We start from the raw sequence: 12,536 nt of genomic DNA, 5'->3' as shown, positions 1-12,536 counted from the left end.
AGCGGCCCGCGGTGTCGTGGGCCCATCATAGGAATGCGGATCGCGCCATGTGATGACCCAGGGGTGGTGAATCGGAGCAAGACTCCAGTTCACCGCGGCTTTCGCCCCGATTGGGCAGGGCTTCGACCACCTGCGACCGGCGCCGACGCGGCTCTACTTCTCCTCGGGCGACCGTGGCGGGCTGACGGTCGTGCGCGGCGAACGTCGCTGGGACGAGGTACGCACGATCAACTCGGTCGGTATCACCTGCTCGACCGGCTGCTCCGACTCGAGCCCTTCGATGGCGTCGATGAGCAGTTGGACGACCGCCGTGCCGATGCGGCGCGGCTTCAGGGAGAGCGTGGTGACGGGCGGGTCGGTGTTGGCGTACACGTTGGACTCGCTGCAGCAGACCAGCAGCAGGTCGTCCGGGACGCGCAGTCCGTAGCGGCGGGCGGCGGCGAGGAGGTCGGTGCCGTTCGGGTCGAACAGTCCGTAGACGGCGTCGGGCCGGTCGGGGCGGGCGAGCAGCCGGTCGGCGGCGATGGCGCCCGCGCACGGGTCGTGCGCCGGGTAGGCCTCGTAGACGGGGTCCTGGCCGACGCGTTCGCACCAGCGCAGGTAGGCGGTCGTGGACAGATGGGTGTACGTGTCGGTCGTGGTGCCGGTGAGCAGGCCGATGCGGCGTGCGCCGGCGTCGGCGAGGTGGTCCAGGATGCCGAGGACCGCGGCTTCGTGGTCGTTGTCCACCCAGGCGGTGACCGGCAGTGAGCCGGCCGGGCGGCCGTCGGAGACGACCGGTAAGCCCTGCCGCACGAGTTCGCTGACCACCGGGTCCTGGTCGGAGGGGTCGATGACGACCGTGCCGTCCAGGGCGACGTTCGACCACACGTCGTGGCGCGAGGTCGCCGGGAGGATGACCAATGCGTATCCGCGGGCGAGCGCGGCGGAGGTGGCCGCGCGGGCCATCTCGGCGAAGTACGCGAACTCGGTGAAGGTGAAAGGTTCATCCCCGTACGTGGTCACGGTCAGGCCGATGAGTCCTGACTTGCCGGTGCGGAGTGTTCTGGCGGCGGCCGAGGGCCGGTAGCCCAGTCGATCGGCGACCTCACGGACGTGGCGGCGGGTGGCGTCCGGGAGCCGGCCCTTGCCGTTGAGGGCGTCGGAGACGGTTGTGATGGAGACTCCGGCGGCGGCGGCCACGTCCCTGATGCCCGCCCGACCCGGCCGGCTGCCTCGGCGTGAGGTATCCGCGCGGCTCACCTGGTGCTTCCCTGCTGCTGTCATGGCGAGCCGATAGTAGGGCTCATGCGGTGGGGTAGTGCGGACGCATATGCACTCGTTGACAGGCACGTTTCTGCATGGCCATAAGAGGTTAACTGCCTTAGAAAGTAAGTCAGTTGTGCGATCTGATACCGATACCTGACTTACTGACGTGCACAGGCCTGCACAGTCCCAGATGTTGCGAAGAGGTCTCAACTCACCTTCACGGGGGATGCGCGCCACGGCGCGAACTACCGGCGCGTAGATATATGTGGGGCGCGCCCCCCGGTTCGTACGCCTTCGGGCGGTGATGCCCCGATGCCAGTGTGACGAACGAGATCTCGGTGGCAGGGGCACGCCGGGCCTCTCCGTCGGCATGAGGTCGGCGCGCGTTCGCCGGGCGGCCGGCAGGAGCCCGCTTCGTGCCTATACGCAGCGGCGCCGAATCCTCATAAGGTGAGCAGTATTGGATGCCGGTGGTCATGAGGAGGACTGCGGTGAGCGAGACGAGCCCCAAGCTGCGCGCCGAGCTGGAGGGTATCCCCACCTACAAGCCGGGCAGGCCGGCCGCCGCGGGTGGCCCGGTGGCCTACAAGCTGTCCTCCAACGAGAACCCCTATCCGCCGCTGCCGGGCGTGATGGAGAGCGTCACGGCGGCGGCCGCGTCCTTCAACCGCTACCCGGACATGGCCTGCACGGGCCTGATGAACGAGCTGTCCGAGCGGTTCGGGGTGCCCGCCTCCCACCTGGCCACCGGCACCGGCTCGGTCGGCGTCGCGCAGCAGCTGCTCCAGGCGACCTCCGGGCCCGGCGACGAGGTGATCTACGCCTGGCGGTCGTTCGAGGCGTACCCGATCATCACGCAGGTCAGCGGTGCCACCTCGGTGCAGGTGCCGCTGACGCCGGGCGACGTGCACGACCTGGACGCGATGGCGGACGCGATCACCGACCGGACCCGGCTGATCTTCGTGTGCAACCCCAACAACCCGACCGGCACGGTGGTGCGGCGGGCGGAGCTGGAACGCTTCCTTGACCGGGTGCCCGGCGATGTGCTGGTGGTGCTCGACGAGGCGTACCGCGAGTTCATCCGCGACGCCGAGGTGCCCGACGGCGTGGAGATCTACCGCGAGCGGCCCAACGTCTGTGTGCTGCGGACGTTCTCGAAGGCGTACGGTCTGGCGGGGCTGCGGGTGGGCTTCGCCATCGCCCATGAGCCGGTGGCCGCCGCGCTGCGCAAGACGGCGGTGCCCTTCGGCGTGAGCCAGTTGGCGCAGGACGCCGCGATCGCCTCCCTGCGTGCCGAGGACGAGTTGCTCGGCCGGGTCGGATCGCTGGTGTGCGAGCGCACGCGGGTGGTCGACGCGCTGCGGGCCCAGGGCTGGACGGTGCCCGAGACCCAGGCCAACTTCGTGTGGCTGCGGCTGGGGGAGCGCACCGTCGACTTCGCCGCGGCGTGCGAGCAGGCGGGCGTCGTGATCCGGCCGTTCCCCGGTGAGGGTGTGCGGGTGACGGTCGGGGAGAACGAGGCGAACGACATCTTCCTGAAGGTGGCGGAAGAGTTCCGCAAGGAGTTCTGAGGCGCGTGACCGCGGGGCGTGGGCGTCTGCGGGCGTTCTACGCCCCGGTCGCGCTCTCCACCCGTACGGGGTCCCCGGCGCGCACCGTCGTCAGCAGGCGGGCGTCACCGTCCAGGCGTCCCATCACGTTGCACGGGCTCGCGAGGCGGCACTCGTCGCCTCGCGAGATCGGCGTGGGCCCGTAGGGGAGCGCGAGGGCGTCGCCGTCGGTCCAGAAGGCGACCGTGCCCGGCTCGACGACCTCACGGGCGTTGGTTTCACGTGGAACGGTGATGCCGGTGTCGAAGTAGACCTCCTCGCCCCAGGTGCGGGCGGTGGCGGTGAAGGGCAGCGCCTCGGCGAGTGCCCGGGTGGTCGGAGTGTCGTCGAGGGACGCGGTGAGATGGCCCGCGGGCCAGGAGATCCGTATCCGTGTCGGCTGTGTCTGCATGCCGGGGATTCAACAAGATGTTGAAGTTGCTGCCAAGGGGTTGACCGGAAGGGGACCCCCCGTTCGGACCTCGAAAACCGGTGCGTCATAATTGCTTGTGAATGTGAACGCTTTCACAAGCGTGTCCCGGTTGCTCCACTCGTGGGTGTGACGAAAGGGACGAAGTGCCTGTGTCCACGGCGATGTAAGGAGAGCCCGACGTGGAATTGGCTTTGGCGCCCGAGACGCTCGCGCGTTGGCAGTTCGGCATCACCACCGTCTACCACTTCCTGTTCGTCCCCCTGACGATCTCCCTCGCCGCCCTGACGGCCGGCCTGGAAACCGCCTGGGTGCGCACGGGCAAGGAGAAGTACCTCAGGGCGACCAAGTTCTGGGGCAAGCTCTTCCTGATCAACATCGCGATGGGCGTGGTCACCGGCATCGTGCAGGAGTTCCAGTTCGGCATGAACTGGTCCGACTACTCGCGGTTCGTCGGCGACGTCTTCGGCGCGCCCCTCGCCTTCGAGGCGCTGATCGCGTTCTTCTTCGAGTCCACCTTCATCGGCCTGTGGATCTTCGGCTGGGACAAGCTGCCCAAGAAGATCCACGTCGCCTGCATGTGGATGGTCTCGATCGGGACGATCCTGTCGGCGTACTTCATCCTCGCTGCCAACTCGTGGATGCAGCACCCGGTCGGCTACCGGATCAACGAGGCCAAGGGCCGGGCCGAGCTCACCGACTTCTGGCTGGTTCTCACCCAGAACACCGCGCTCGCCCAGGCCTTCCACACCCTCTCCGCCGCCTTCCTCACCGGCGGTGCCTTCATGGTCGGCATCTCGGCCTTCCACCTGCTGCGCAAGAAGCACATCCGCGACATGAAGATGTCGCTGCGGCTCGGCCTGGTCACCCTGGTGGTCGGCGGCACGCTCACCGCGATCAGCGGTGACGTCCTCGGCAAGATCATGTACGAGCAGCAGCCGATGAAGATGGCCGCGGCCGAGGCCCTGTGGGACGGCGAGGCACCGGCGCCCTTCTCGGTCTTCGCCTACGGCGACGTCGAAAAGGGCCACAACAAGGTCGCCATCGAGATCCCCGGCCTGCTGTCCTTCCTGGCCAAGGACGACTTCAGCTCGTACGTCCCCGGCATCAACGACGTCAACAAGGCAGAGCAGGAGAAGTACGGGCCCGGCGACTACCGGCCCAACATCCCCGTGACCTACTGGGGCTTCCGCTGGATGATCGGCTTCGGCATGGCGTCCCTCACCGTCGGCCTGGCCGGACTCTGGCTGACGCGGAAGAAGTTCATGCTGCCGCAGCATCTGCGGGTCGGCGACGACGAGGTGCCGCACCTGGTCCTCTTCCCGAACAAGGCACTCAGCCCGAAGCTCACCACCTGGTACTGGCGCATCGCGATCTGGACCCTCGGCTTCCCGCTGATCGCCAACTCGTGGGGCTGGATCTTCACCGAGATGGGCCGCCAGCCGTGGGTGGTCTACGGCGTCCTGAGGACCCGGGACGCGGTCTCCCCCGGCGTCTCCACGGGCGAGGTCCTCGCGTCGATGATCGTCTTCACCACGCTCTACGCGATCCTCGCCGTCGTCGAGGTCAAGCTGCTCGCCAAGTACGTCAAGGCGGGCCCGCCCGAACTCACCGAGGCCGACCTCAACCCGCCCACGAAGATCGGCGGCGACACCCGTGACGCCGACAAGCCGATGGCCTTCTCGTACTAGGCCGAGGGAGCTGCACAGTCATGGAACTGCACGACGTCTGGTTCGTCCTGATCGCCGTCCTGTGGACCGGCTACTTCTTCCTGGAGGGCTTCGACTTCGGGGTCGGCGTCCTCACCAAACTGCTCGCCCGCAACCGGCCCGAGCGGCGGGTACTGATCAACACCATCGGACCGGTCTGGGACGGCAACGAGGTGTGGCTCCTCTCGGCCGGCGGCGCGACCTTCGCCGCCTTCCCCGAGTGGTACGCCACCCTGTTCTCCGGCTTCTACCTGCCGCTGCTGCTCATCCTGGTCTGCCTGATCATCCGGGGCGTGGCCTTCGAGTACCGGGCGAAGCGGCCCGAGGAGAACTGGCAGCGCAACTGGGAGCACGCGATCTTCTGGACCTCGCTGCTCCCGGCGTTCCTGTGGGGCGTGGCGTTCGGCAACATCGTCCACGGCGTCAAGATCGACCAGGATTTCGAGTACGTCGGCGACCTCTGGGACCTGCTCAACCCGTACGCGCTGCTCGGCGGGCTGGTGACGCTCACGCTGTTCACCTTCCACGGCGCGGTGTTCACCGCTCTCAAGACCGTCGGGGAGATCCGGGAACGGGCGCGGAAGCTGGCGTCGCGCGTCGGTCTTGTCACGGCCGTACTGGCCCTGCTGTTCCTGCTGTGGACCCAGGTCGACGGCGGTGACGGCAAGAGCCTGGTCGCGTTCGTCGTAGCGGTCGCCGCGCTGGTCCTGGCGCTGGTGGCGAACCAGGCCGGACGCGAGGGATGGTCGTTCGCGTTGTCCGGCGTCACCATCGTGGCCGCCGTGGCGATGCTCTTCCTGACGCTCTTCCCCAACGTCATGCCGTCCTCGCTGAACGAGGACTGGGGCCTGACCGTCACCAACGCCTCCTCCAGCCCCTACACCCTGAAGATCATGACCTGGTGCGCTGTGATTGCCACGCCGATCGTCCTGCTCTACCAGGGCTGGACCTACTGGGTGTTCCGCAAGCGGATCGGCACCCAGCACATCTCCGACCCCGTGCACTGAGGTGTGTTTCACGTGAAACCCATTGACCCCCGCCTTCTCCGGTACGCCCGGACCACCCGGCACTTCCTGCTGGCCGTGGTCGGTCTGGGCGCGGTCGGAGCGCTGCTCCTCGTCGCGCAGGCCATGCTCATCGCCGAGGTGGTGGTCGGGGCCTTCCAGCAGGGGCTGTCCGTCGCCGGACTGCGCACTCCCCTGCTGCTGTTGGTGGCCGTGGCGGTCGGCCGCTCCTTGGTCGCATGGCTCACGGAACTGGCCGCTCACCGGGCGAGCGCGGCGGTGAAGTCGGAGCTGCGCGGGCGGCTGCTGGAGCGGGCGACCGCGCTCGGCCCCGAATGGCTGGGCGGACAGCAGACGGGATCGCTGGTCGCCCTGGCCACGCGGGGAGTCGACGCGCTGGACGACTACTTCTCGCGCTACCTCCCGCAGTTGGGGCTCGCGGTCGTGGTGCCGGTGGCGGTGCTGGCGCGGATCGTCACCGAGGACTGGGTGTCGGCGGCGATCATCGTCGGCACACTCCCGCTCATCCCGGTCTTCATGGTGCTGATCGGCTGGGCCACCCAGTCCCGGATGGACCGCCAGTGGCGTCTGCTGTCCCGGCTGTCCGGACACTTCCTCGACGTCGTGGCGGGACTGCCGACGCTGAAGGTGTTCGGGCGGGCCAAGGCGCAGGCCGAGTCGATCCGGCGCATCACCGGTGAGTACCGGCAGGCGACCATGCGGACCCTGCGGATCGCCTTTCTGTCGTCCTTCGCCCTGGAACTGCTCGCCACCCTGTCCGTGGCGCTCGTCGCCGTGACGATCGGCATGCGGCTCGTCCACGGCGACATGGACCTGTACGTGGGTCTGGTCATCCTCGTGCTCGCCCCGGAGGCGTATCTGCCGCTGCGCCAGGTCGGCGCCCAGTACCACGCGGCGGCGGAGGGCCTCGCGGCGGCCGAGGAGATCTTCGCCGTCCTGGAGACGCCCGCGTCGGCCCCGGGTACCGCCGCCGTGCCCGACGGAGCGCTCTCGTTCGAGGGCGTGACCGTCCGCTATCCCGGGCGCTCCGAGAACGCCGTGTCCGACGTGACGTTCGCGGTCGCGCCCGGGGAGACGGTCGCGCTCGTCGGACCGAGCGGCGCGGGCAAGTCGACGCTCCTGAACGTCCTGCTGGGCTTCGTCCGGCCCGGCCAGGGCAGCGTGCGCGTCGGGGGAGCCGACCTTCGCGGCCTGGACCTGGCGCAGTGGCACGCCAGGGTCGCCTGGGTGCCGCAGCGCCCGCACCTGTTCGCCGGGACCGTCGCCGAGAACGTACGGCTGGCCAGGCCCGAGGCGGACGACGACGCCGTACGGCGGGCGCTGGCCGACGCGGGGGCGCTGGAGTTCGTGGACGCGCTGCCCGAGGGCCTGGGAACCGTGCTCGGCGAGGACGGCACCGGGCTGTCCGCCGGGCAGCGGCAGCGGCTCGCGCTGGCCCGCGCGTTCCTCGCGGACCGGCCGGTGCTGCTGCTCGACGAACCGACGGCCGCCCTGGACGGCGCGAGCGAGGCAGAGGTCGTGGCGGCGATACGGCGACTGGCGGCCGGGCGGACGGTCCTGCTGGTCGTGCACCGGCCGGCACTGCTGGAGCTGGCCGATCGCGTGGTGCGCCTGGACGGCGGGACGTCGCTGCCGACCCCCGCGGTTCAGGCCTCGGCCGCGGCGGTCGGGGCCCGACGGGTCGAGGAGGCGCCGGCAACGAACGACACCTCCGGACACCAGACGGAGTCCGGCAGCGCCGCGGGCGGTGTACTCGCGCGGGTGCGGGCCATGTCCGGTGCCCGGCGCGGGCGGCTCGGCCTGGCGCTGGTGCTCGGGAGCCTCGCTCTCGGCAGTGCCGTCGGGCTCATGGCGACCTCCGGCTGGCTCATCTCGCGGGCCTCGCAGCAGCCGCCGGTGCTGTATCTGATGGTGGCCGTGACGGCGACGCGCACGTTCGGCATCGGCCGGGCCGTCTTCCGCTACGGCGAGCGCCTCGTGTCGCACGACGCGGTGCTGCGGATGCTCGCCGACACCCGGGTCGCCGTGTACCAGCGGCTGGAACGGCTGGCGCCCGCCGGTCTGCGGCGGACCCGCCGGGGCGACCTGCTGTCGCGGCTCGTCACCGACGTGGACGCGCTGCAGGACTACTGGCTGCGGTGGCTGCTGCCCGCCGGAGCCGCACTGCTGGTGTCCGCCGGTTCCGTCGCCTTCACGGCGTGGCTGCTGCCCGAGGCCGGCGCCGCCCTCGCCGCTGGGCTGCTGGCGGCCGGTGCCGGGGTCCCCCTGGTCACCGGTGCCGTCGCCCGCCGAGCGGAACGCAGGCTCGCTCCCGCCAGGGGAGTGCTCGCGACACGCGTGACCGACCTGCTCACCGGCACCGCGGAACTGGCCGTCGCCGGTGCGCTGCCCGCCCGGACGGCCGAGGCGCGGCGGGCCGACGGCACACTCACCCGGATCGCCTCACGCGCCGCGACCGCCACCGCCCTCGGCGACGGGCTCACCGCGCTGATCTCCGGCCTGACCGTCGCCACCACCGCGCTCCTCGGTGCCCAGGCGGTCGCCGACGGGCGGCTCGGCGGCGTCGTCATGGCCGTCGTCGTCCTCACCCCGCTGGCCGCCTTCGAGGCCGTCCTCGGGATGCCGCTCGCCGTCCAGTACCGGCAGCGGGTGCACCGGAGCGCCGAGCGCGTGTACGAGGTGCTGGACGCCCCGGCGCCGGTACGCGAACCGGCGCGGCCCCACCCGGCGCCCGACGCGCCGTTTACGCTCGTCGTGCGGAACCTGGCCGCCCGCCATGCGGGGCAGGACCGGGACGCGCTGGCCGGGCTCGACCTGACCCTCGACGAAGGGCGCCGGGTCGCGGTGGTCGGGCCGTCCGGGTCCGGCAAGACGACGCTCGCGCAGGTACTGCTGCGGTTCCTGGACGCCGACCAGGGCTCCTACACGCTGGCCGGGGTCGACGCACGCACCCTGGACGGCGACGACGTACGGCGGCTGGTAGGGCTGTGCGCGCAGGACGCGCACCTCTTCGACAGTTCGGTGCGCGAGAACCTGCTCCTGGCCCGCAAGGACGCCGACGAGGGGGAACTGCGCGACGCGCTCGCCCGCGCCCGGCTGCTCCAGTGGGCCGACAGCCTGCCCGACGGGCTCGACACGCTGGTCGGCGAACACGGGGCGCGGCTGTCCGGCGGGCAGCGGCAGCGGCTGGCGCTGGCCCGTGCCCTGCTCGCCGACTTCCCCGTCCTCGTTCTGGACGAGCCCGCCGAGCACCTCGACCTGCCGACCGCCGACGCGCTCACCGCCGACCTGCTCGCCGCCACCGAGGGCCGCACGACGGTGCTCATCACACACCGGCTTGCGGGCCTGGAGGACGTCGACGAGGTGATCGTCCTGGACGAAGGGCGCGTGGCCCAGCGCGGGTCGTTCGCGGAACTGACCGCCGTACCGGGGCCGCTGCGGGCGATGGCGGAGCGGGAGGCGGCGACAGAACTGCTGACGGCGGCCCACTGAACGGGCGGCCCGCTCTCGTGCGGCGGGCCGCTCGTGACGGCAGACGGCAGGCGGCAGACGGAAGGCGGCAGGCGGCGTCGGCGATCCGGCCGAGCTCGTCGGCCGGGCGTCATGTTTCACGTGAAACGACGCTTCCCGACTTTCTGCACCAAACCCAGCTGATTAGGCTCGGTTCATGTCCGCCACCCCAGCTGCCGGTCCCCCGCCGCCGGACACCCGGGTGCGGCGGCTGCTGGAGGCAGTGCGGTCGGTCGGCAGCGGTCTGGAAGTGCACGGCATGCTGCAGCGGATCTGCGTCACCGCGGCGGCCCTCACGGACGCCCAGTACGCGGCCCTCGGCGTACTCAACGAGGACGGGAACGGCCTGGCCGACTTCGTCCACCACGGCGTCGACCCGGAGACCGCCCGCCGTATCGGGCGGCTGCCCGACGGGCACACGGGCCTGCTCGGCGCCCTCATCCGTGACCCGGAACCGGTCCTGCTCACCGACCTGACCACGGACCCGCGTACGCAGGGCATCCCGGTAAACCACCCGGCGATGCGCGCCTTCCTGGGCGTCCCCGTCCGGCTCCGGAACGAGGTCTACGGGAATCTGTACCTGGCCGAGAAGCGCGGCGGGAGGCCGTTCGACGAACAGGACCTCGACACGGTCCGGGTGCTCGCCACGGAGGCCGGCATCGCCATCGGCAACGCCCGGCTGTACGAGACGACCCAGCAGCGGGAACGCTGGATCGACGGATCGGTCGCCGTCACGGCCGCCCTGCTCTCCGGCGGTGATCTCGAAGACGCCCTCCAGGTCGTCGCCGAGCACGCCCGCCGGCTGTCCCGGGCGCTCGCCGGGATCGTGCTGCTGCCCGCCGACGAGGGCGGCCTGGAGGTCGTGGCCGTCGCCGCGGACGAGCCCGCGAAGGCGCTGGGGATCGTCGTACCGCCGGACAGCCCCGTCGTCGCCGCACTCCTCGACGGCAAGGACGTCTTCATCGACGACGCGGCCACCGACCGGCGCCTGACCAGCGATGTCCTGCGCAAGTGGGGTCCGGTGATGCTGCTCCCGCTGTGCAGCGGCGGACACCTCCTGGGGTGCCTCGTCACGCCACGCGCGCGCGGGGAACGTCCGTTCACCACCACGGAGCGCACGCTCGCCGCTCAGTTCGCCGCGCAGGCCGCGCTCGCGCTGATGACGGCGGAGGCTCAGCGGGACCGGGAACGGCTCGCGGTGTACGAGGACCGTGACCGTATCGCCCGCGATCTGCACGATCTGGTGGTCCAGCGGCTGTTCACCACCGGGATGATGCTGGAGAGCGCGCAGCGCCGGTCGGACGTGCCTCAGGTGCGCGACGGGGTCGGCAGGGCCGTGGACGAACTGGACGTCACGATCCAGGAGATCCGCACCGCCGTCTTCGCGCTCCGGCAGGATTTCGCCGAGGCGCCGTCCGGACTGCGCACGCGTGTGCTGCGCGAGATCAGCACGGCGGCCGTGCCCCTCGGCTTCACGCCCTCGCACCGCTTCGTCGGTCCGGTCGACACCGCGGTCGGCGACGTGACCGGCAAGAACCTCATCGCCGCGCTGCGGGAGAGCCTGTCGAACGCCTTCCGGCACGCGGGTGCTTCACGGATCGAGGTCGTCGTGGACGCGACGGTGACGCTGCCGGACGGCAGGCCCGGCGTCCGGCTGGCCGTCGCGGACGACGGCGTCGGCATCCCGGAAGGCGGTCGCCGCAGCGGTCTGCTCAACCTCCGCCGGCGCGCCGAATCCCTGGGAGGCGACTGTCTGCTCGGCCCGGGACTCGGGGAGGCCGGCGGCGGCACGACGGTCGTGTGGCGGGCACCCCTCGAATGACCCTCAGTCAGTCGTGACGCGGGAGACGGCTGTTCGGCGGTACCGCTCATCCGTCCGTGGCGTGTGGTCCCCCAGCCGTACGACGTGAACAGGACCGCAGCGGCCGTCGCGGGACACGATCGCTGTCATGCGATCGTCCCGCCGCCACCCGCTGCTCGTCCTGGCGCTGTTGTGCGCGCTGGCCGTGCTCGCCGCCCGGCCCACCGACGCCGCGGAGGACGGCTCCGACACGAGTGCCGGCGCGCAGGTGGCACGGCTCTACGCGGACGCGGCCGTGGCGACGCGGCAGTACGAGGCGGGGCGGCGCGAGGCCGAGGTGCAGCGGGCGGAGGCACAGCGGCTCGAAGGGCTGCTGGAGCGGGAGCGGCAGAAGATCACGGTCCTGCGGGAGGACCTGGGCCGGATCGCGCGCGCCCAGTACCGCACCAGCGGTGGGCTTCCGCTGGCGGCGCACATGGTGCTGGCGGACAGCCCGGAGGAGCTGATGCGCGGTCAGCACGCGGTGTGGCAGGCGGATCTCGCGGTGCACAACGCGGTGAGCAAGAGCCGCCGCGCCGAGGCCAGGCTCGCCGCCGACGAGGCGAAGGCCGCCGCGGCCTGGCAGGTCCTGGAGAAACGCACCAGCGAGCTCGCCGCTCTGAAGAAGGACATCGAGCAGAAGCTGGAACGGGCCCGCTGGCAGCTCCAGGGGCAGGCGGACGCCTCCGTCGCTGCAGGCGCGTGCCGGGGCGCGGTGCGGCTGGACCAGCCGGAGACACGGTTCACGGGCAAGTGGGTGGCACCCGTGGAGACGTACGAGCTGTCGGCGGGGTTCGGCAGTGGCGGCAGTCGGTGGGCGAACCGGCACACCGGTCAGGACTTCGCGGTGCCGATCGGGACGCCGGTGCGGTCGGTGGGCAAGGGCCGGGTGGTGCGGGTGTCCTGCGGGGGCCCGTTCGGCATCGAGACGGTGATCGAGCATCCCGGCGGCTACTACACGCAGTACGCGCACCTGGCCTCCGTCGCCGTCGACCAGGGGGAGCGGGTGTCACCGGGGCAGTGGATCGGTCAGGCGGGCACCACCGGCAACTCCACGGGACCGCATCTGCACTTCGAGGTGCGGGTCACCAAGGAGATGGGCTCGGCGCTGGACCCCCAGCCGTGGCTGGCCGAGCGCGGCGTACGGCTCGGCCAGGGATGACAGCCCGCGGACGACGCCTTCGC

8 protein-coding genes are annotated in these 12,536 nt (G+C 71.1%); 6 read left to right on the top strand and 2 right to left on the bottom strand.

Annotated features, from left to right (window positions below):
• Nucleotides 1–153 precede the first annotated feature (153 nt).
• Complete coding sequence (locus tag QC282_RS18500; protein WP_279550576.1) at nt 154–1,266, bottom strand: LacI family DNA-binding transcriptional regulator; 1,113 nt, start codon at nt 1,264–1,266, stop codon at nt 154–156.
• Between the two features lie 473 nt (nt 1,267–1,739).
• On the opposite strand from QC282_RS18500, the gene hisC reads away from it, so the two are divergent.
• Nucleotides 1,740–2,819, top strand: coding sequence for a histidinol-phosphate transaminase (gene hisC, locus QC282_RS18495; protein WP_279550575.1), 1,080 nt, complete (start codon nt 1,740–1,742; stop codon nt 2,817–2,819).
• A gap of 37 nt (nt 2,820–2,856) precedes the next feature.
• Here hisC and QC282_RS18490 read toward each other — a convergent pair whose 3' ends face one another.
• Nucleotides 2,857–3,249 (bottom strand): cyclophilin-like fold protein, encoded by a 393-nt coding sequence (locus tag QC282_RS18490; RefSeq protein WP_279550574.1) that lies wholly within the window; start codon nt 3,247–3,249, stop codon nt 2,857–2,859.
• 200 nt (nt 3,250–3,449) lie between these two features.
• On the opposite strand from QC282_RS18490, the gene QC282_RS18485 reads away from it, so the two are divergent.
• The 5 genes from QC282_RS18485 (at nt 3,450) to QC282_RS18465 (ending at nt 12,513) form a co-directional block, all read left to right on the top strand.
• The gene (locus tag QC282_RS18485) at nt 3,450–4,958 is read left to right on the top strand and encodes a cytochrome ubiquinol oxidase subunit I (protein WP_279550573.1); all 1,509 of its coding nucleotides are present in this window, start codon (nt 3,450–3,452) and stop codon (nt 4,956–4,958) included.
• A gap of 20 nt (nt 4,959–4,978) precedes the next feature.
• Entirely contained in the window at nt 4,979–5,983 is a 1,005-nt protein-coding gene (cydB, locus tag QC282_RS18480) for a cytochrome d ubiquinol oxidase subunit II (protein WP_279550572.1), read from the top strand.
• 12 nt (nt 5,984–5,995) lie between these two features.
• Nucleotides 5,996–9,493, top strand: coding sequence for a thiol reductant ABC exporter subunit CydD (gene cydD, locus QC282_RS18475; RefSeq protein WP_279550571.1), 3,498 nt, complete (start codon nt 5,996–5,998; stop codon nt 9,491–9,493).
• Nucleotides 9,494–9,668: 175 nt separating this feature from the next.
• Nucleotides 9,669–11,333, top strand: coding sequence for a GAF domain-containing protein (locus tag QC282_RS18470; RefSeq protein WP_279550570.1), 1,665 nt, complete (start codon nt 9,669–9,671; stop codon nt 11,331–11,333).
• A gap of 127 nt (nt 11,334–11,460) precedes the next feature.
• Nucleotides 11,461–12,513: a M23 family metallopeptidase gene (locus QC282_RS18465; RefSeq protein WP_279550569.1), complete on the top strand. Its 1,053-nt coding sequence runs from the start codon at nt 11,461–11,463 to the stop codon at nt 12,511–12,513.
• Nucleotides 12,514–12,536: the final 23 nt, after the last annotated feature.

The sequence above is a fragment of the Streptomyces sp. DH24 genome, assembly GCF_029813775.1.
Classification (GTDB): domain Bacteria; phylum Actinomycetota; class Actinomycetes; order Streptomycetales; family Streptomycetaceae; genus Streptomyces.
Note: the sequence above shows the minus strand (reverse complement) of the source record. Positions and strands in the feature narration are given on the sequence as shown.

What these genes read in the sequence shown, in the direction of transcription:
- QC282_RS18500 (WP_279550576.1), bottom strand. Translation starts at nt 1,266, where the DNA reads ATGACAGCAGCAGGGAAGCACCAGGTGAGCCGCGCGGATACCTCACGC.
- QC282_RS18490 (WP_279550574.1), bottom strand. Translation starts at nt 3,249, where the DNA reads ATGCAGACACAGCCGACACGGATACGGATCTCCTGGCCCGCGGGCCAT.
- cydB (WP_279550572.1), top strand. Translation starts at nt 4,979, where the DNA reads ATGGAACTGCACGACGTCTGGTTCGTCCTGATCGCCGTCCTGTGGACC.
- QC282_RS18470 (WP_279550570.1), top strand. Translation starts at nt 9,669, where the DNA reads ATGTCCGCCACCCCAGCTGCCGGTCCCCCGCCGCCGGACACCCGGGTG.
- QC282_RS18465 (WP_279550569.1), top strand. Translation starts at nt 11,461, where the DNA reads ATGCGATCGTCCCGCCGCCACCCGCTGCTCGTCCTGGCGCTGTTGTGC.